This is a genomic window from Burkholderia sp. Bp9031 (genome assembly GCF_003857965.1).
In the GTDB taxonomy this organism is placed as follows: Bacteria; Pseudomonadota; Gammaproteobacteria; order Burkholderiales; family Burkholderiaceae; genus Burkholderia; species Burkholderia ambifaria_A.
In genome coordinates, this window is sequence record NZ_QTPW01000001.1 from 174,496 (window position 1) to 193,693 (window position 19,198).

A 19,198-nucleotide genomic window follows, 5' to 3' on the forward strand; every position below is an offset into this window, starting at 1 on the left:
CGGCCGCGTCGTGCGCGACGCCCCGCTCCACCACACGCGTTATCGACGCATGGCCTTCACGTCGGCCGGCGTGACGTTCGCGGGATGGCCGCCCCACGTCGCGCGCAGGTAGTTCGCGAGCTGCGCGAGTTCGTCGTCGCTCAGCGTGTGCGCGAAACCCGGCATCGGCTGCAGGTTCTCGAAGCCGGCGAACTTCTGCTCGTCGATGCCGTCGAGCATCGCGACCAGCAGGTTGCGCGAGTCGCCCTGACGCAGCGTCGAATTGCCGTTCATCGGCACCGCCACGTGCGGCTTGCCTTCGCCGCTGAAGCCGTGACAGCCCGCGCACACCGCGAGATACACCGAGCGGCCGGCCGCGAGCTGCGCGGCGTCGGCCGGCACCGGCTTCACCGGCTGCGGCGCCGGCGGCGTATCGCCGAGCAGGTACACGGACAGCGCGCGCAGGTCGTCCTTCGTCAGGTATTGCGTGCTCAGGTGCACGACCGGATACATTTCGCCGAACGCCGAGCCTTGCGGCGCGATGCCGACGCCGAAGAACGTCTGCAGGTCGGTGCCCGTCCAGCCGCGCGCGGCGAGGCCGGCCGGCGTGATGTCCGGTGCGGCCACACGGCCGAGCGCGGCGCCCGCGAACGGCTTCGCGCCGTCGAGCTGGCCGGTGAACGCGCGCGGCGTATGGCATTCCGCGCAGTGGCCGAGCGCGCCGGCCAGATAGCGGCCACGTTGCCAGTCAGCGGACTGGCCGCTCGATGCATCGGGCAGGCTGTCCTTCAGGAACACCATGTCCCAGAACACCATGCCGAAGCGCAGGTTGTACGGGAACTTGAGTTCGTGCGCGCGGTTTTCCTGCGCAACCGGCTTCACGGTCTTCAGGTACGCGTACATCGCGTCGGTATCGGCACGCGTGAGCTGCCGGTACGACGTGTACGGCATCGACGGATACAGGCGCTTGCCCGGCGCCTTGCCGTCGTGCAGCGCGGCGTAGAAGTCGTCCGCGCTCCAGCTGCCGATCCCGTGATCCTTGTCGGGCGTGATGTTCGAGCCGTAGAACGTGCCGAACGGCGATTCGAGCGGCGCACCGCCGGCGAACGGCGCGCCGTCCTTCGCGGTGTGGCACGCCGCGCAGTCCGCGGCCTTCACGAGATAGCGGCCGCGCGCGACCGGGTCGGCACCGGGCGCGCCGGAAGCCGCGCTCGAGGCCGGCGCGTCATGGCCGCCGCAGGCGGCGAGCAGCAGCGCGCAGGCGGCCGCGAGTGCGGGCAAGCCTGCGGCCCGCGCGGCACGATGGGCGAATGTGCGTTTCATGCGGCGTCCTTCACGAGTCCCGGCGTCGTCAAAATCACGTCCTTCACGGCTTCGTAGTAGCGGACGTAACCCGTGCAGCGGCAGATGTGCGCATTCAGCGCATCGGTAATCGTGCGCTCGACGTCGGCCTTCGCGATCGGCTCGCGCTTCAGGCGCTCGATCAGCACCGTCGCCGCGTTGACGAAGCCCGGCGTGCAGTAGCCGCACTGGAAGCTGAAGTGCTCGAGGAACTTCTGCTGGATCGGCGACAGCTCGACCACTTCGCCCGCTTCGTTACGCTTCGCGTGGCCTTCGATCGTGCGGATCGAACGGCCGTGGAAGAAGTGCGCGCCGGTGATGCAGGTGCGCATTTCCTCGCTCGTGCCGTCCGGCTTGTCGACGATCACCACGCATGCGTGGCAGATGCCCTGCCCGCAGCCGAGCCGCGAACCGGTGAGGCCCGCGTACTCGTGCAGGAACTCGATCATCATCAGCCCCTCGGGCACCTGCATCGGGCCGACGGACTTGCCATTGATGCTCACCGACAGCGGCTTCTGCTGAAAGCGGACGAGCGGACGCTCGACGGCGACCGGCGCGGCAGCGGGTGCGGCCGGCGCGGATGCCGGAGCGGCCGAAGCCGCGTCAGGCGCGGACGCGCCGGTCGCCGTCGCGCTGGCGCTCGCGGCCGAAGCCGCGGTTTGGGCGGTCGTCATGCGAGCACCTCCTGAATCTTTTGCGGGGTCACCGGCAAATCGGTGAAACGATGGCCGATCGCATGCGCGATGCCGTTCACGATCGCACCAACGACGGGGATCATCACCACTTCGGCGACACCCTTCGGCGGATCGGTCTCGGACAGCGGCGGCAGGATGTCGCCCGTCTGCGACCACACGGCGACGTCGGTCGCGCGCGGCAGCTGGTAACGGTTGAAGTTCCACGTGCCGTTGCCGGGGCCATCCTCGTAAAGCGGCAGGTACTCGTGCAGCGCATGGCCGATGCCCATCGCGAGGCCGCCCTGCAACTGGCCCGACACGAGCTGCGGCGAGATCTGGTTGCCGCACTCCATGATCGAGTGATGCGCGAGCAGCTCGACCTTGCCGGTCGCCTCGTGCACGGCCAGCTCGACGAGCGTGCCGACTGCCGTGTAGTACGTGACGGCGGCGTTGTTGCGGCTCGTCGGCGGGATGAACACGCGCTTGCGGTCCAGCACGCGGTAGCCGTTCGCGGTCGGCGCCAGCGTGCCGCGCATCGCGGTCGCGCCTGCCGGCGCGGCGGTGCCCGGCATCGGGCCATCGTCGCCGGTCTTCGGCGCGCCGACGCGCAGCGACAGCCCGTCGATCGGCAGACGATCGACCGCGCCGCCTACTTCAAACTCGGCGTCGGTCCACTGCCAGCGGTTGAACACGTGCACGACGGCGCCGGTCGGCAGGCCGAGCGCATGCGCCTGCTTCGCGAGCTGCTCGAACGTCAGCGGCTCGAGGCCGTCGGCGGTCAGCTTGCCGTCGACCCAGCGCGCGTCCTCGATGCGGATCGTGTACGGCGCGGCCTGGCCGCCGCCGAGGCCGCGCGTCCAGATCGACATCGCGGCCGGCCACAGCCCGTAGCGGAACACCGCGCGCGCGGCTTCGCGCGTGCTGTGCGTGAAGTAGTACGCGGAGTTCGTCGCGCTCGACGGCGACGCATAGCCCGGCGACCAGCGCGGGTTCGCGCTCAGGCGGTCCTGGTCGGCCTGCGACATCAGATACGGATCGCCGCTCGTCTCGACCGGCAGGTCCGGCCATTCGGTCAGCGCGACGCGCACCTCGGTCGCGGGACGACCGAGCCACTTCGCGACCGCGACGGCTTGCGACGTCGACATCCCGGTGCCGATCTCGGCGGCCGTGTGATGCAGCGACACCTTGCCGTTCTCGTCGAATTCGACCTTCGCGAACGATGCCTCGGCACCCGTGCCGAAATCCTTCTGCACGCACGCGAAGCCGACGCCGTAGCGCCTGCCCGGGTTCGCTGCCTCGAATTCGGCCTTGCGCGCGGCGCGCCGCGTCCACAGCGGATGCTGCTTCGCACGCTCCAGCACTTCCTCGACGCGCAGCGCGCCCGCGGGAATCGCGCCCTGCGTGTTCTTCATCCCCGAACGCAGCGCGTTGCGCAGGCGGAAATCGATCGGATCGAGATTCAGTTGCGCGGCGATTTCGTCGACGGCCATCTCGGTCGCGGCCATGCTCTGCAGCGTGCCGTAGCCGCGGGCCGAGCCGGCGTCGATCGCGCGCGATGCGATCGCGACCGCCGCGAGATCGCTCTTCGGGAAGTAGTAGATCGATTGCGCGGCCGTCGCGCCGACCATCGCGACCGACGGCGAGAAGTTCGAGCGCCCGCCGCCGTTCGCCTCGAAGTCGCCCTTGAACGACTGCAGCAGGCCCGTGTTGCGATCCACCGCGATCCGGTAATGCATCTTGAACGCGTGACGCTTCAGCGACGTCTGGAACTGCTCGTAGCGATCGTTCGCGAACCGCACCGGGCGGCCGTCCGCATACAGCGCACAGACGAGGCCGTAGAACGGCACGTTGAAGTGATCCTTGGAGCCGTAGCCGACCGTGTAGCACGGATGCACGAACAGCTTCTTCACCGAGAAGTGGCACTTCGCGACCATCGCGGCCGCGTTCTCCGCCACTTCGAGCGGCGACTGGGTCGGTACGACGAGGTGCAGCGACTGCGTCGCGGCGTCGTACCAGCAGTTCGCGTTGTCGGGTTCGAGCGCGGCGGTATCGACCGACTGCGTGTTGTACTCGCGGTCGAACACGAGCCAGTCGGCCGACGGACGATCGAGTTCGGCCGCGATCTGGCCGGCCAGGAACATCCCCTGCTCGTCGAGCTTGCCGTGCTCCTTGCCGTCCGGCCAGACCGGCAGGTGCTTGCGCATCATGCTCGGGAAGATCGGCGCGTCCTTCAGGCTCGAGTAGACATCGTCGTCGTAGGCCGTCTTGCCGCCCACGCGCACATAGCGGAACGTGCCCCACGGATCGCGCTCGAGCGGGCCGGTGACAGCGCCGTAGCGGATCACGTCGTCGCGGAACTTGAGCGCGTTCTTCGCGAAGCGAAAGCGCGCGAAGTCGTGATAGATGAGGATCGCGACCGCATGGCCCAGATACGCGGGCGTCTTGCCCGCGGGCAGCAGCATGTCGTCGCCGTAGAACGCCGGGAATGCGACGCCGTCGCGCGCGAGATCGTCGGCCGTGACCACACGGTCCGGTTTCAGTTCGTCGCCGAGCAGCGACAGGTCGAAACCTGCGTAGATGCGGTCGGCCTGCGTGACGCGCAGGATCAGCGCGTGCGACTGCTGCTGCGGCCAGTGCGGCATGTCGGCCGCGCGCACGTCGCGGGCGAACACTTTCGCGCCCGTGACCTTCGCGATGCCGTCGATGCGGAATTGGGGGATGCCGGTGACGCTATCCCATTTGACGGGTGTGAGGAGTTTTTCTTCGAAGAGCGCCGCGAACGCGCGGCTGCCGATGGGCGCGACGTAGACCGCGACGCCCGCCAGCACGCTGGCTTTCAGAAAACCCCGCCGTGACAGGCCGTGGTTTTTCATTGGGATAACCTCCTGATGCGGCTCGGACGGCGATCGGGTGTCGCGGCGTTCGGAGCGGCGCGCATTCTGGCATTGTTTTGGATATATCGCCTATAGTATTTCTCGCATGAATTACTTATTGGATTTCTTATGATCGGATTCAGACGGGCTGTGGCGGCCGGTCGCGGGTGGCATCCGCGCGAGGCAACGCGGCGGCGCGGGGCCGCATCGAGCACCGTCCGCCGATCGCGCGCCATCGGCAGGCCACGTGCGGCGCGCGGCGAATCCGATCCACGGGCGGCTACCCGACATCGTCCCGTCCGCAACGATCCTGCCCTCGCGCCGGCGAATGCGCAAGGCTCTCGCGGCCGTGGTTTACGACTACTTGCCGACGCGCCCGCACGGCACGCTCGGTCGATGTTTCATGGTAATGTCGTGCGCATCCGGCTCGCCGGTCATCCCGCCACGTGCCGTGCGGGCCGGCCGGCGGTGAATCGCATCGTGTCGAGGTCAAAAAAGCCATGGCAGTCAAGGCACGCCTCCTGAACGCTGTTCTCGCCACACCCCCCTGCGGCAATCACCGCGTGACGGCCGCACTGCGCCCGTCGATGCTCGTCACGCTGTTCGAGGACGTGCGGCCGATGGCACTATCCGGCCTCGCCAGCGCGTTCGTCGCGGCGATCGCGCTGATCCGGCTCCAGCAACTGTGGTGTTTCGTGTGGCTCGTCGTCGACGTCGCCCTGCTCGCCGCGCGGCTCGCGATCGCACGCGCATATACGATACGCCGCGCCGCCGGCGACGATCGCGCCGAATACTGGGCGCGGCGCTATGCGCCCGTGTCGCTCGCCGCGTGCTTCGTGCTCGGCCTCGGCGTGATGGGCTGCGTGGATGCGCCCGACGTCGAGCTCGGCACGCTGTCGGTGATGGTCGCGGGCGGCGTGTTCGGCGGGATCGCGTCGCGCAATTCGGCGCTGCCGCGGCTCGCGATGACGCAGGTCACGCTCGGCGTCGTGCCGATCGGCATCGGCGCGCTGCTGGTCTCCCGGCCGGGCGCATGGCTGCTGCTACCGCCGCTCGTGATCTATCTTGCCGCCATGCGCACGGTCGTCCAGCGCCATTACCGCGTGCTGGTCGCACTGATCGCCGCACGCCAGCGCAATGCCGAGCTCGTCGCGCACTTCGACGCCGCCCTGACCTACATGCCGCACGGCCTCTGCATGATCGACGGCGAGAGCCGCGTGATCGTCGCGAACCGGCGCACCGCACAATTGTTCGGCTCTCCGCGCGAAATCATGCTGGACACGCCGCTGCCCGACGTCGTCGCGGCGCTGGGCACGAACACGGTCACCGATCCCGACGGCGCCGGTCTCGCCGCGCAATGCGACGTCTGGCTGAGCCACGACGAACCGGAGCCGCTCGACATCACGCTCGCCGACGGCCGCCAACTCGAACTGACGCGCCATCGCGTGCCGGACGGCAACGCGGTAATCATCGTCGAGGACGTGACCGCGCGCCGCCGCACCGAGCAGCACATCCGGCACCTCGCGCGGCACGACGCGCTGACGGGATTGCCGAACCGCCACGAACTGCATGCGGAACTCAAGCGGATGCTCGCGCATCGGCCGCGGCTGCCGAGCGCCACGCTCGCCGTCATGTATCTCGACCTCGACGGCTTCAAGGCGATCAACGACCGGTTCGGCCACCAGGCCGGCGACGAAGTGCTCACGCAGGTCGCCGAGCGGCTCGGCAAGACGCTGCCGGCCGGCGAGCTGGCGGCGCGGATCGGCGGCGACGAGTTCGTCGTCGCGCTCGACGCCACCACGATGCAGGCCTGCTCGGTCCTCGCCGCGCGCATCATCCAGCAAATCTCGGCGCCGTATACGCTGTCGATCGGCGAAACCGTGAGCTTCGGGATCAGCATCGGCATCGCGCTCGACGACGGGCACGGCTCGCCCGACGAACTGATCCGGCAGGCCGACAGCGCGCTGTACGATGCGAAGTCCGCCGGCAAGGGGATCTACCGCTTCTATTCGGCCGGCAGCCGCCGCGTGGCGCCTGCGGCCGCGAGCTGAACGCACTGGCGCCCTCGTTTCCGCCGCCCGTTACCGCGCTTCCCTGTACGTCCCTTCGCTTCCCGCGATTCATTTCCGCAACGCGTTGCCTGGCACGGCGCGTGCGCGCATGTGTTCGCGTCGCACGGCCATGTCACGTGACGTGTTCCGTAACATCGGCCCGCGCCGCGCGTCACGATCGCCGCAGAAGCCCGCACGATCTCAGCGTTGCGCGGTGTTTCATGGTTGGCACTCTTATTGCTCCTTGACTGGAAAAGAGGATGTCAGGGGAGCCCGCACATGAATACCGTCGAAGTCCTCAGTCGCGCAGAAACGATCGATCAACTGGATGTGATCGACGGTGCCTCGCTGATCCGGCGGCTCGTTTCCGAGCGCCGCACGACCGCCGCCCGTGAAGCCGTGTGCGTCGACAACCCGCCGCTGACGCTGTACGGCGCCTTTCGCCAGGGCGTTACCGATCATGCGGCGCGACGCGCGAATCCGTATCGTGCCGGCAGCCGCTTCTGGGCGCTGTGGGAAGAAGGCCGTATCGAAGCTGAAACGTCGGGGCGTTGACGCGATCGCGCGTGCCGGCCCTGTCACGACAAGGGGCTGACGCGCAACGCGGCGCGCGCGAGCCCGCAAGCGTTTCAGCGCTGCAACATCGCACGCGGCTGGTCCCGTTGCGCATGTCGTGTCTTCGCGCATGGGTCGAGTGACGGCATTCGGCGCCGCGCGCACCGCGCCCGCCGCGCGGCGGGCGTTTCCCGATAAGATGGCAGATTCCCGTTCTTCGAACGATGCCGCCATGACCGCCTCCTCTTCACACCGAAATCCCATCCACTGCGAAATCGACCTCGATGCACAAGGCAAGCATGCGGGCTACCTGCGCCTGCCGCATTCCGTGCATCGCTCCGCATACGGCTGGCTGCCGATCCCGATCGCGTCGATCCGCAACGGCGACGGTCCGGTCGCACTCGTGATGGCCGGCAACCACGGCGACGAATACGAAGGCCAGATCATCGTGTCGCAGCTGATGCGCGAGATCGATCCGGAGATGATCAGCGGGCAACTGATCCTGCTGCCGATGGCGAACTTCCCCGCGGCGGACGCGGGCCTGCGCGTGTCGCCGCTCGACGAGGGCAACCTGAACCGCAGCTTCCCCGGCGATCCGGCCGGCACGCCGACGCAGATGATCGCGCACTACATCGAGCATGCGCTGCTGTCGCGCGCGCAGTATCTGGTCGACCTGCATTCGGGCGGCAGTTCCTTGCTGTACCAGGGCGGCAACATGCTCGCGATCGATCCGCTCGACGACGACGAAGCCGCGAAGCTCAACGGGCTGCTCGTGGCCTTCGGGCTGCCGAACGCGCTGCTGCACGCGCCGAACCCGGTGCATTCGGCATCGGCCGCGCGCCGGCAAGGCGCGATCTCGATCGTCACCGAACTCGGCGGTGCGGGGATGGCCGATCCGGCGCTGATCCGGCTCGGCCGCCACGGGCTGCTGCACTACCTCGGTCATATCGGCCTGCTGCGCGGCCCACTCGTGCCCGACGCGCCGCCGACCGTCACGCGCTTCCTGCGCGTCGACGGCGATCGCCACTTCGTCTATGCGTACGAACGCGGGCTGTATGAACCGCTCGTCGAACTCGGCGACCAGGTGACGGCCGGCCAGCCGGCCGCATGGGTGCACTTCCCCGATACGCCGCTACGCGAGCCGGTCCTGCATCGCTTCAAGGGCGACGGCGAAGTGGTGTGCAAGCGCGTGCCCGCGCAGGTGCAACGCGGCGATTGCCTGTTTCAGCTGGCGGAGGCGTCGACGCCGCCGCGCCTCATCGGCCAATAGGCCAAATCCGGATCCATCTCTTTCCTGTGCTGTCTGCCGGTAATGGCGGACGGCACGCGTGCGCCATTAACCAACCTGACAAATTAACCCTTTTGGTTACGATCGCAGATGGAAAAGAGAACGCCTCACTGCAAGCTGTCCCGGGTCAAGGCACTCGTCGAGATCGGCAGCGTCCGGATGACGACGAGTGCGGTATTCGGCGCCCGGCAACCGGGTTTCACGGAAACGGAGGCAATCGGTGTCGTGATGTCGCTGGACACCGCCGATTTCTACAAGAGCATGACGACCTACGCCGACCACACGATCTGGCAGGACGTCTATTGGCGTCGCACCGTGAACGGCGACGTATATCTGAAACCGACCGTGATAGACGACGTGTTGATCGTGTCTTTCAAGGCGCGATGAAAATGAAGTGTCCTGCGTGCGGTGCCGCGAAACTGGTCCGTGATACACGAGACATCCCTTACACGTACAAGGGCCGCTCGACCGTCGTTCGCGATATAACCGGCGACTTCTGTCCGGCCTGCGGAGAGTCGGTGCTTGATATCGACGAGGCAACCCGGCTTGGGGAAGCGATAGGCGAGTTCAACAAGCAGGTGAACTCGACCATCGTCGACCCGAAGTTCATTGCGAAGGTGCGCAAGAAGCTGATGCTGGATCAACGCGAGGCGGCCGAGCTATTCGGCGGCGGCGTCAATGCGTTCTCGCGCTACGAAACCGGCAAGACGAACCCTCCGCTTGCCCTGGTGAAGTTGCTCAAGATTCTGGATCGTCATCCCGATCTGCTTGCCGAAGTGCGCGCAGCCTAGGGGCCTGTTTACGCTCGCCGTTCGGCATTGCGCGTACGTGGAACAGGAAATCCGACGCATGCGCACCTTCCTCGTCGCCCCTTCCCCTGCAAGCCTTCTGACTTCCGCCGCGAAATCCTTATCGAAATTGCTTCGTTCGCCTTTGCCGTCCGCACCGCTAACGTGTTCCAAACGGCGGCGGCACGCCGGATGTCTCGCAGGATACCCAACGGCCGCCGCCATCACGACAACCGCGTCGCGATAACGGAACAGACCAGACGGGCCGTGTGCCCCGCCCCCGCCAGGAACGTCCGCATCGCGCGCCCTTCGCGATGCCCATGGCCACGAACGACCGCATCATCGACACGACACCGCTCGACGTCCGCGCCCAGCCGCTGATCGACGCGCTGATCGACGAATACGCGACGCGCTACGACGCGTACCGCCCCGACAGCCGCGCGTCCGCACGCGACGAACTCGCGCGCTATCCGGCCGGGCTGTTCGCGCCGCCCGAAGGCGCGTTCGTGCTGCTGCTGCGCGACGGCGAAACGATCGGCGGCGGCGCGTTCAAGCGCTACGACGCGCAAACCGCCGAACTCAAACGCATCTGGACCCGCGCGGACCTGCGCCGCCAGGGGCTCGCACGCCTGATCGTCGACGCGCTCGAACTGCGCGCCGCGCAGCAGGGCTATCGACGCGTGTATCTGACCACCGGCTTTCGCCAGCCCGAAGCGTGGGCGTTGTACGACCGCACCGGCTATACGCGGCTGTTCGATTCGTCGATCGAGCCCGAAGCGTATTTCCACCTGCGCTTCGGCAAGGATCTCGCCGATCCGTCGCGCACGTCGACGCTCGCCGACCTGTGGGCGCCGCTGCCTGAAGCAGTGCTGCCGCGCTGAACGCCCCGCCTCATCCACTTCCATTCCGTACGACACGACAACGACAGGACGCATCCATGCAACGAGCCGCACCCTTCACGCCGCGCGCGATCCGCACGCTGGCCGCCGCGCTGATCGGCGTGACCGCGATCACCGCCGCCGCCGCGACCTTCGACCTGAGCCCCGAGCAGCGCGGCCGTCCGCGCGGCACGGTCGATGCGGCCGTCGAGCGCGCGGTGCCCGCGTCATTCAAGTTCGCCGAAGCCGGCACGCTGACGATCGGCGTTGCACCGAGCCTGCCGCCGATCAGCTCGTATGCGACCGACGCGCGGACGGTGATCGGCTTCGACGCGGACGTCGGCCAGCTCGTGTCCGACAGCCTCGGCCGCAAGCTGAAGATCGTCCCGCTTGCGTGGGCCGACTGGCCGCTCGCGCTCGAATCGGGGAAAGTCGACGCGGTGATCTCGAACGTCACCGTCACCGAGGAGCGCAAGCAGAAGTTCGATTTCTCGACCTACCGCAAGGACCAGGTCGGCTTCTACGTGCGCAACGACAGCAAGATCCAGTCGATCCGCGAACCGAAGGACGTCGCGGGGCTGCGCATCGTGACCGACGCCGGCACCAACCAGGAAAAAATCCTGCTCGCGTGGGACCGCGAGAACGTCGCGCACGGCCTGAAGCCGGTGCAGGTCCAGTACTACGACGACCAGGCGATGCGGATCGTCGCCGTGCAGTCGGGCCGCGCGGATGCCGTGTTCAGCGTGAACTCGGTGCTCGCGTACCAGAGCGCGCAACAAGGCAAGACGCGGCTCGTCGGCGCGATCAGCGGCGGCTGGCCGCGCACGGCCGACATCGCGATCGCGACGCGCCGCGGCAGCGGGCTCGCCGATCCGCTGACCGTCGCGCTGAACGGGCTGATCAGGAACGGCCGTTACCAGCAGATTCTCGAGCGCTGGAACCTCGCCTCCGAAGCGATCGACCAGTCGCGCACGAACCCGCCGGGCTTGCCGAAGAGCTGAGCGCCGTCCCTTCCACGCGTTGTGCAGGAACGCCGAACACCATGTCTTATTCGCTTTCATTGCTGGACAAGAGCCCGATCGCCGACGGCGCGACCGCCGCCGACGCGCTGCGCTTCACGACGACCCTCGCGCAGCGCGCGGAACAGCTCGGCTACGAGCGCTTCTGGGTCGCCGAGCATCACGGCGCGCCGGGCTTCGCGAGCTCCGCGCCCGAGATCGTCGTCGCGCACCTGCTCGCGCACACGTCGCGCATCCGCGTCGGCTCGGGCGGCGTGATGCTGCAGCACTACAGCCCGTTCAAGGTCGCCGAGTCGTTCAGGCTGCTCGCCGCGCTCGGGCCGGGCCGCGTCGATCTCGGCGTCGGCAAGGCGCCCGGCGGGCTGCCGCTGACCACACGCGCGCTGCAGTGGTTTCACGACAAGGCGAAGAAGCCCGACTTTGCGGGCCAGCTCGCGGCGCTCGATGCGTTCCTCGGCTGGGGCGTCGCCGAAGATCATCCGCTTGCCGGCGCGCTCGCGATGCCGGTGCCGCCACACGCGCCCGAACGCATCCTGCTCGGCGGTTCGCCCGACAGCGGCGCGCTCGCCGCGCGCCACGGCTGGCGCTTCTGCTATGCGGGACACTTCAACGGCGACGACGCGAACCTCGAGCGCTCGCTGGCCGCGTATCGCGACGCGGGCGGCACGCGAGCGCTCGTCGCGCTGTACGCAGTCGCCGCGCCGACCCGCGACGAGGCCGAGCAACTGATCGGATCGCTCAAGATCTTCAAGCTGCAGTTCGCCGGCGGCCAGAGCTTCAACCTCGCGAGCGCGCAGGCCGCTGCCGAATTCGCGCGGCAAAGCGGCGCGTCCGACTACCGGATCGACGAGCTGCGCCCGACCGTGCTGGCCGATACGCCCGAGCGCGTGCACCGCACGCTCGATGCGCTGAGCCGGCGGCTCGACGTCGACGCGTTCGTGATCGACTCGCCGGTGACCGATTACGCGGCGCGGCTCGCGTCGGCCGAATGGCTCGGCGGCGCGCAGTCGATCACGCCCGTACAGGCGGCCCTTTCGGCCGAACGTTCCCTTACCCCCGACCAGAACGCGTGACGCTCCCATGACGACCCGACGATCGATTCCCTTCGGCCTGATGCTGCAAGGCGCAGGCAGCCACATGAACGCATGGCGGCACCCGAGCAACCCGCCGGACGCGAGCATCAACCTCGACTTCGCGATCGGCATCGCGCGCAAGGCGGAAGCCGCCGGCATCGCGTTCGCGTTCGTCGCGGACGGCCTCTACATCAACGAGAAGTCGATCCCGCACTTCCTGAACCGCTTCGAGCCGCTGACCGTGCTGTCGGCGCTCGCGGTCGCGACCCGGAAGATCGGGCTCGCGGGCACGATCTCGACGTCGTACAGCGAGCCGTTTACGGTCGCGCGCCAGCTCGCGTCGCTCGATGCGATCAGCGGCGGGCGCGCGGGCTGGAACGTCGTGACGACGCCGCTCGAAGGCACCGCGAAGAATTTCGGCAAGGCGCATCCCGAGCATGCGCTGCGCTACGAGATCGCCGACGAATACCTCGAAGTCGTGCAGGGGCTGTGGGATAGCTGGGACGACGACGCCTTCGTGCGCGATCGCGCGACCGGGCGCTTCTTCGATCGCGACAAGCTCCACACGCTCGACCATCACGGCCGCTTCTTCCAGGTCGCCGGCCCGCTGAACATCCAGCGCTCGCCGCAGGGCCAGCCGGTGATCTTCCAGGCCGGCTCGTCCGACACGGGCATCGGGCTCGCGGGCAAGTATGCGGACGCCGTGTTCACGCATTCGCCGTCGCTCGACGAAACGGCTGCGTTCACGCGGCGCGTGAAGCAAAGCGCGGTCGAGCACGGACGGCAGCCGGGCGACGTGAAGATCTTCCCCGGGGTCGGGCCGATCGTCGGCCGCACGGCTGCCGAGGCGGAAGACAAATACCAGGCGATCCGCGACCTGCTGACGATCGACGAGGCGCTCGCCTATCTCGGCCGCTACTTCGATCACCACGACTTCACGCAGTACGCGCTCGACGCGCCGTTCCCCGAACTCGGCGACCTCGGCCGCAACAGCTTCCGCTCGACCACCGACCGGATCAAGGCCGACGCGAAACGCAAGCATCTCACGCTGCGCGAGACGGCACTCGCCGTCGCGACGCCGCGCCCGAACTTCATCGGCACGGCCGAGCACGTCGCCGACGAACTGATCCGCTGGCACGACGCCGGTGCCGGCGACGGCTTCATCCTCGGTTTCCCTGTACAGGCGCAGGGCGTCGACGACTTCGTCGACCTCGTGATTCCGGTGCTCGAGGCGCGCGGCCGCTACAGCCGCGACCTGCCGGGCAGCACCCTGCGCGACCACCTCGGCCTGCCACGCAAGGCAAGCCGTCATGCGGCGCCGGACGCCGCGCAAAAACAGGACGACGCGGCCGAAGCGCACGCGTAACGCCGATGCGCCGACGCCCCGCTACGCCCGGCGCTTCCGACCGACCCGATCGAGGACCTACACCGACATGAGCGACACGACCCATCTCGGCGGCACGCTGCCGCCGCTCACCTCCCACGGCGTGCGCAACACCGGCACGCACCTGCGGATCGTGCCGGCCCGGCACCGGTCGCGCACGGCCGGCACCGTGCTCGCGCTCGTGCTGATCGCGCTCGCGCTGCGTTCGATCCTCGGCAACCCGCAATGGGGTTGGCCCGTGTTCGCCGAATGGTTCCTGTCGCCGCCGGTGCTGTCCGGGCTCGCGCGCACGCTGGTGCTGACGCTGCTCGGCGCGGTGTTCGGCTTCGCGCTCGGCGCGTTCGTCGCGCTGGCCCGGCTGTCGCGCTCGCGCCTGCTCGCCGCCAGCGCGTGGACCTTCGTGTGGCTGTTCCGGTCGATTCCGCTGATCGTGCTGCTGCTGATCCTCAACAACCTCGGCTACCTGTACGAACACGTGCGGCTCGGCGTGCCGTTCACCGACATCGTATGGTTCGACACGCCGACCACCGACCTGATCAGCCCGTTCCTCGCGGCCGTGCTCGGCTTGACGCTGAACCACGCGGCGTTTTCCGCCGAGGTGATTCGCGGCGGCATTCTCGCGGTCGACCAAGGGCAGCTCGAAGCCGCCGCCGCGCTCGGCCTGCCGCGCGGCCGTCAGACCGCGCGGATCGTGCTGCCGCAGGCGATGCGCGCGATCCTGCCAACGGCGTTCAACGACCTGATCACGCTCGCCAAAGGCACGTCGATGGTGTACGTGCTTGCAATGCCCGAGCTGTTCTATACGGTCCAGGTGATCTATCGCCGCAATCTCGAGGTGATTCCGCTGCTGATGGTCGCGACCGTCTGGTACCTGATCATCCTGACCGTGCTGTCCGCGATCCAGGTGCAGGTCGAACGCCACTATGCGCGCGGCGCGCTGCGCAACCCGCCGCCGTCCGCGCTGACGTTCGTGCTGGTGCGCGTCGGTGCGCTGTGGCGGCGTGCCGCGGCACGCAACGCGACAGTCGCCGCAACGGCCCGCGATCACGCCGCAGTCGCTCCGGTGCCGCACACCGGCGGCGAAATTGCCGTGCACAACGTATCGAAGCAGTTCGGCCTGCAGCGCGTGCTCGACAACGTGTCGTTCGTCGCGCCGCGCGGCAGCGTGACGGTGATCGTCGGGCCGTCCGGTTCGGGCAAGTCGACGCTGCTGCGCACGATCAATCATCTCGAACGCGTCGACGACGGCTTCATCGACATCGACGGCGAGCTGATCGGCTATCGGCGCGACGGCGACGTGCTGCACGAGTTGAAGGAGCGCGACGTGCTGAAGCGGCGCACGGCGGTCGGGATGGTGTTCCAGAACTTCAACCTGTTTCCGCACCTGACGGTGCTCGAGAACCTGATCGAGGCACCGGTTGCCGTCGCGGGCGTCACGCGCGATGCCGCCGAGCGCACCGCGCGCACGCTGCTCGCGCGCGTCGGCCTCGCCGACAAGGCCGATGCCTATCCGCGCCAGCTGTCCGGCGGCCAGCAGCAGCGCGTCGCGATCGCGCGGGCGCTCGCGTTGCGTCCGAAGGTGCTGCTGTTCGACGAGCCGACGTCGGCGCTCGATCCCGAACTGGTCAACGAAGTGCTCGACGTGATCAAGGAACTCGCGCGCTCGGGCACCACACTCGTGATCGTCACGCACGAAATCGGCTTCGCGCGCGAAGTCGCGGACAACGTGCTGTTCATGGAGCGCGGCCGCGTCGTCGAGTCGGGTCCGCCCGCCGTCGTGCTCGACGCGCCGACTCATCCGCGCACGCGCGCGTTCCTGTCGCGGGTGCTGTGATGCAAGCGGCTCACGACCTGCGAGGAGACCGCCGATGATCGACCGACGCCAGTTCATGACCGCCGCGCTCGCGGTCGCATCCGGCCTGCGCTGGCATGCAGCCGATGCGGCCGCCGCGACGGCGGGCCTCGATCCGCGCCAGGCCGGCCGGATCCGCGCATCGCGCGACGACGCGGCGATTCGCGCGGCAAGCCACTATCGCTGGGTGCGCGATGGCGCATTCACGGTCGCGATCTCGCCGCACGCGCCGCCGGTGTCGACCTATGCGACCGATGCGCGCACGGTGGTCGGCGCGGATCCCGACTACGCGCAGCTCGTCGCCGACGCGCTCGGCCGCACGCTGGTGCTGGTGCCGATCGCGTGGGCCGACTGGCCGCTCGGGCTCACGTCCGGCAAGTACGACGCGGTGATCTCGAACGTCGGCGTGACCGAGAAGCGCAAGGAGAAGTACGACTTCACGACCTACCGGCTCGGGCTGCACGGCTTCTACGTGCGCACCGCGAGCCCGATCGCGAGGATCGCCGAACCGAAGGACGTCGCGGGCCTGCGCATCATCACCGGTGCGGGAACGAGCCAGGAGCGCATCCTGCTCGAGTGGAGCCGCCGCAATGTCGCGCAGGGATCGAAAGCGACCGAACTGCTCTATTTCGACGACGATGCGGCGGCACGCGTCGCGCTGCTGTCGGGCCGCGCCGATGCCGAGCTGAATCCGAACGCGTCGCTCGCATACGAGGCTGCGCGCGACGGCAAGATCCGCCGGGTCGGCGTCGTCAACGCGGGCTGGCCGGCGAACGCCGATGTCGCGATCGCGACGCGTCGCGGCAGCGGGCTCGCGCCGGCGCTGACGCTCGCGACGAACACGCTGATCGGCAACGGCCGCTACGGGCAGGCGCTCGCGCGCTGGGGGCTGCAGAGCGAGGCGGTGGCGCGCGCGGAGACGAATCCGCCGGGGTTGCCGTCGTTCTGACGCGATGGGCCGACGCACCGATGCACGAAATGAAATCGCCCCGGCACTTCACGATCGAAATGCCGGGGCGAAACGAAGAATCGACCGTCGTCGCGTCGTCGCCTATGCCGTCGCCGCCGCGTGATGCCGGTCGAGTTCCGCCACATGTGCATGAATCGCCGGAATCAGATCCCGCCCATAGGCCAGCGCATCGTCGAGCGGATCGAAACCGCGAATCAGGAACGTCGACACGCCGAGCCGGTAATACGCGCCGAGCGATCGTGCGACCTGCTCGGGCGTGCCGACGAGCGCGGTCGAGTTCCAGCGCGCGCCGGTCAGGTTCGCGACGCCCATCCACAGCCGCTCGTCGAGCACGTCGCCCTGCGCGGCCGCGGCCATCAGCCGCTGCGAGCCCGCGTTCTGCGGCGCATGGCCATCGATCGGCTGGCCGTTCGCGAGCCGCGCGGCACGCACGCGTTCGCGGATCGCCTCGGCCTTCTCCCACGCGGCGGCTTCGGTATCCGCGACGATCGGCCGGAACGACACGCTGATGCGCGGCGCGCGTCCGAACGGCGCCGCAGCGGCCCGCACGCGCGCGACCTGCTCGCGCACCGCGGCGAGCGGCTCGCCCCATGTCATGTAGACGTCCGCGTGCTGCCCGGCCACGGCCAGCGCGGCCGGCGACGAACCGCCGAAATAGATCGGCACGTGCGGCCGCTGCGCGCCTTTCACGACCGGCGACGCGCCGCGCAGCCGGTAGAACGCGCCGTCGTGATCGACCGGTGCATCGGCGAGCCAGATCCGTTTCAGCACGTCGAGATACTCGCCGGTGCGGCGGTAGCGTGCGTCGTGCGGCACGAAATCGCCGTCGCGCTGGAGGTCGATGTCGTCGCCTCCCGATACGACGTTCAGCGCGAGCCGCCCGCCGGTGAAGACGTCGAGCGTCGCGATCTGCCGCGCGGCGGCCGACGGCACGATCACGCCCGGCCGGTGCGCGAGCAGGATGCGGATGCGTTCGGTCGCGGCGGCCGCGAACGACGCGACGATGAAGCCATCCGCCGCGTTGCTGAAATGGCCGACCAGGACCTGGTCGAAGCCGGCGGCTTCGTGCGCCTGCGCGAAGCGCCGCACATAGTCGGGCTGGACGGCGCCGCCGCCCGGTACGTCGACCTCCGCGCCGGGTGTCGCGGTGATCATGCCGATGATGTCGACAGGCATGTCGGGTTGTCCTTCTGGTGATTCTGGCGGTGGATCGGAATGGGACGACTCGGCGGCACGGTCACGGAGCGGCGGCCGTCTTCTGCGCAGGCACCGCGAACGCGCCTGCATACGAGCGGTCGAGCAGCTTCGCCGTGTCGTACGCGCCCGGAATCACGCCGGCCTTGTGCAGGAAGTCGGCGGTGTTCTGCGCATCCTTCGCGGCCGTGTCGTCGACGGGGCCCACGCGCTGGTGCGCGTTGTTGAGCCAGCGGTACGCGACGTCCGGCTCGAGCTTCGCGCGCTTCGCCCACAGGTCCGCGTACTCGCGCGGATGGCTGTCGACCCACTGGCGTGCGGCCACCACACGCCTCAGGAAATCCGTGATCTCCGCGCGCCTGGCCGTAGCCGCCTGCTCGTTCGCGGCGACGAAGCTGAGCGCGGGCATCAGCCCCTGCGCGGTCGTCACCGGACGCGCGCCCTGCCGCAGCGCAAGCGTGCTGACGAACGGCTCCCACAGCGACACGGCGTCGACCGAGCCGTTCGCGAGCGCATTGGTCGCATCGATCGGCATCAGGTACGCATACTTGACGGAATCCGCGCGCAAGCCGGCGTGTTCGAGCGCGCGCAGCACGAGCTGCTGGCTCCACGCGCCACGCCACACGGCAATGGTCTTGCCCTGCAGGTCGGCGACGGTGCGCACCGGCGAGTGCTTCGGCACGAGGATCGCGACGCCGTCGAGGCTCTGCCGCGACACCGCGACGACCTTCACCGGCGCGCCGCGCGCGGCCAGCGTGAGCAGCGCGGAATCACCGAGGAAGCCGATATCGATCGCGTTGCCGTTCAGGCTCTCGGCGACGGGCGCGGCGGCCTGGAAGTGCTTCCACTCGATCGAGTAAGGCAGGTCCTTCAACACGCCGGATGCCTCCATCGACGCCTGGATGTTGAAGTAGTTCTGTTCACCGACGCGCAGCGTGACGGTGTCTTTCGCGATGCCCGGCTGCGCGGCGAGCGCGAGCAGCAGCGCTGTGACGATTCGGCTCAACAACGTGATCTCCCCGGAGGTTGGCGGGCTGCCGCGTGATGGCGGCGCCCTTTGGTCCGCCGGGCCAGGCGGCCGGCGAACGGGATGGAACCGGTGAAGATACGTCGATCCGCGTCATGAGACAAACGCAATATTCTGCTTTGCAAAGATGCAAATATTTTATGGAAAGGCCGCCACGTAGCGACGCCGTCCGCCGGGTTGCAGGGAACCCGTTCGAATGATTCCTCGATAGATATTTCGCGCACGAAATAAATCACGAACTATATTTCGCAT

The 19,198-nt window shown here is 68.4% G+C and carries 16 protein-coding genes; 11 read left to right on the forward strand and 5 right to left on the reverse strand.

The genetic code is table 11. The features are described 5' to 3' along the window. Positions 1-39: 39 nt before the first annotated feature. The 3 genes from DIE15_RS00775 to DIE15_RS00785 are packed head-to-tail and all read right to left on the reverse strand — an operon-like array spanning position 40 to position 4,867. Positions 40-1,302: a cytochrome c gene (locus tag DIE15_RS00775; RefSeq protein WP_057925153.1), complete on the reverse strand. Its 1,263-nt coding sequence runs from the start codon at positions 1,300-1,302 to the stop codon at positions 40-42. After that, positions 1,299-1,994 carry a (2Fe-2S)-binding protein gene (locus tag DIE15_RS00780; RefSeq protein ID WP_124831996.1) on the reverse strand — a complete coding sequence of 232 codons (696 nt, stop codon included), beginning with the start codon at positions 1,992-1,994 and terminating at the stop codon, positions 1,299-1,301. The genes DIE15_RS00775 and DIE15_RS00780 overlap by 4 nt, the downstream gene beginning before the upstream one ends. Beyond that, positions 1,991-4,867, reverse strand: coding sequence for a xanthine dehydrogenase family protein molybdopterin-binding subunit (locus tag DIE15_RS00785; RefSeq protein WP_124831998.1), 2,877 nt, complete (start codon positions 4,865-4,867; stop codon positions 1,991-1,993). Before DIE15_RS00785 ends, DIE15_RS00780 begins: the two co-directional genes overlap by 4 nt. Before the next feature lie 500 nt (positions 4,868-5,367). On the opposite strand from DIE15_RS00785, the gene DIE15_RS00790 reads away from it, so the two are divergent. The 11 genes from DIE15_RS00790 (at position 5,368) to DIE15_RS00840 (ending at position 16,704) form a co-directional block, all read left to right on the forward strand. Beyond that, entirely contained in the window at positions 5,368-6,918 is a 1,551-nt protein-coding gene (locus tag DIE15_RS00790) for a sensor domain-containing diguanylate cyclase (RefSeq protein WP_057925150.1), read from the forward strand. Positions 6,919-7,197: 279 nt separating this feature from the next. Then, on the forward strand, positions 7,198-7,473 hold the full coding sequence (locus tag DIE15_RS00795) for a hypothetical protein (RefSeq protein ID WP_057925149.1): 276 nt from the start codon (positions 7,198-7,200) through the stop codon (positions 7,471-7,473). Positions 7,474-7,705: 232 nt separating this feature from the next. Further along, positions 7,706-8,743, forward strand: coding sequence for a succinylglutamate desuccinylase/aspartoacylase family protein (locus tag DIE15_RS00800; protein ID WP_124832000.1), 1,038 nt, complete (start codon positions 7,706-7,708; stop codon positions 8,741-8,743). A 108-nt stretch (positions 8,744-8,851) separates the two neighbouring features. Beyond that, entirely contained in the window at positions 8,852-9,148 is a 297-nt protein-coding gene (locus DIE15_RS00805; RefSeq protein WP_124832002.1) for a type II toxin-antitoxin system MqsR family toxin, read from the forward strand. A 2-nt stretch (positions 9,149-9,150) separates the two neighbouring features. After that, positions 9,151-9,552 (forward strand): type II toxin-antitoxin system MqsA family antitoxin, encoded by a 402-nt coding sequence (locus DIE15_RS00810; protein ID WP_124832348.1) that lies wholly within the window; start codon positions 9,151-9,153, stop codon positions 9,550-9,552. Positions 9,553-9,869: 317 nt separating this feature from the next. Beyond that, positions 9,870-10,430, forward strand: coding sequence for a GNAT family N-acetyltransferase (locus DIE15_RS00815; protein ID WP_057925146.1), 561 nt, complete (start codon positions 9,870-9,872; stop codon positions 10,428-10,430). Positions 10,431-10,486: 56 nt separating this feature from the next. After that, a complete protein-coding gene (locus tag DIE15_RS00820; protein WP_057925145.1) occupies positions 10,487-11,428 on the forward strand; it encodes an ABC transporter substrate-binding protein in 942 nt (313 codons plus the stop codon). 41 nt (positions 11,429-11,469) lie between these two features. Then, entirely contained in the window at positions 11,470-12,519 is a 1,050-nt protein-coding gene (locus DIE15_RS00825) for an LLM class flavin-dependent oxidoreductase (protein WP_057925144.1), read from the forward strand. Positions 12,520-12,526: 7 nt separating this feature from the next. Then, on the forward strand, positions 12,527-13,885 hold the full coding sequence (locus DIE15_RS00830) for an LLM class flavin-dependent oxidoreductase (protein ID WP_124832004.1): 1,359 nt from the start codon (positions 12,527-12,529) through the stop codon (positions 13,883-13,885). A 67-nt stretch (positions 13,886-13,952) separates the two neighbouring features. Continuing rightward, a complete protein-coding gene (locus DIE15_RS37995; RefSeq protein WP_124832006.1) occupies positions 13,953-15,737 on the forward strand; it encodes an amino acid ABC transporter permease/ATP-binding protein in 1,785 nt (594 codons plus the stop codon). 34 nt (positions 15,738-15,771) lie between these two features. Beyond that, entirely contained in the window at positions 15,772-16,704 is a 933-nt protein-coding gene (locus DIE15_RS00840; protein ID WP_124832008.1) for an ABC transporter substrate-binding protein, read from the forward strand. A 102-nt stretch (positions 16,705-16,806) separates the two neighbouring features. On the opposite strand, the gene DIE15_RS00845 is transcribed toward DIE15_RS00840, so the two are convergent. Together DIE15_RS00845 and DIE15_RS00850 are read right to left on the reverse strand one after the other, a co-directional pair. Next, on the reverse strand, positions 16,807-17,901 hold the full coding sequence (locus DIE15_RS00845) for an LLM class flavin-dependent oxidoreductase (RefSeq protein WP_124832010.1): 1,095 nt from the start codon (positions 17,899-17,901) through the stop codon (positions 16,807-16,809). A 61-nt stretch (positions 17,902-17,962) separates the two neighbouring features. After that, complete coding sequence (locus tag DIE15_RS00850; RefSeq protein WP_124832012.1) at positions 17,963-18,928, reverse strand: ABC transporter substrate-binding protein; 966 nt, start codon at positions 18,926-18,928, stop codon at positions 17,963-17,965. Positions 18,929-19,198: the final 270 nt, after the last annotated feature.

Coding starts and splice junctions, on each gene's coding strand:
- DIE15_RS00775 (WP_057925153.1), bottom strand. CDS start 1,302: ATGAAACGCACATTCGCCCATCGTGCCGCGCGGGCCGCAGGCTTGCCC.
- DIE15_RS00780 (WP_124831996.1), bottom strand. CDS start 1,994: ATGACGACCGCCCAAACCGCGGCTTCGGCCGCGAGCGCCAGCGCGACG.
- DIE15_RS00785 (WP_124831998.1), bottom strand. CDS start 4,867: ATGAAAAACCACGGCCTGTCACGGCGGGGTTTTCTGAAAGCCAGCGTG.
- DIE15_RS00790 (WP_057925150.1), top strand. CDS start 5,368: ATGGCAGTCAAGGCACGCCTCCTGAACGCTGTTCTCGCCACACCCCCC.
- DIE15_RS00795 (WP_057925149.1), top strand. CDS start 7,198: ATGAATACCGTCGAAGTCCTCAGTCGCGCAGAAACGATCGATCAACTG.
- DIE15_RS00800 (WP_124832000.1), top strand. CDS start 7,706: ATGACCGCCTCCTCTTCACACCGAAATCCCATCCACTGCGAAATCGAC.
- DIE15_RS00805 (WP_124832002.1), top strand. CDS start 8,852: ATGGAAAAGAGAACGCCTCACTGCAAGCTGTCCCGGGTCAAGGCACTC.
- DIE15_RS00810 (WP_124832348.1), top strand. CDS start 9,151: ATGAAGTGTCCTGCGTGCGGTGCCGCGAAACTGGTCCGTGATACACGA.
- DIE15_RS00815 (WP_057925146.1), top strand. CDS start 9,870: ATGGCCACGAACGACCGCATCATCGACACGACACCGCTCGACGTCCGC.
- DIE15_RS00820 (WP_057925145.1), top strand. CDS start 10,487: ATGCAACGAGCCGCACCCTTCACGCCGCGCGCGATCCGCACGCTGGCC.
- DIE15_RS00825 (WP_057925144.1), top strand. CDS start 11,470: ATGTCTTATTCGCTTTCATTGCTGGACAAGAGCCCGATCGCCGACGGC.
- DIE15_RS00830 (WP_124832004.1), top strand. CDS start 12,527: ATGACGACCCGACGATCGATTCCCTTCGGCCTGATGCTGCAAGGCGCA.
- DIE15_RS37995 (WP_124832006.1), top strand. CDS start 13,953: ATGAGCGACACGACCCATCTCGGCGGCACGCTGCCGCCGCTCACCTCC.
- DIE15_RS00840 (WP_124832008.1), top strand. CDS start 15,772: ATGATCGACCGACGCCAGTTCATGACCGCCGCGCTCGCGGTCGCATCC.
- DIE15_RS00845 (WP_124832010.1), bottom strand. CDS start 17,901: ATGCCTGTCGACATCATCGGCATGATCACCGCGACACCCGGCGCGGAG.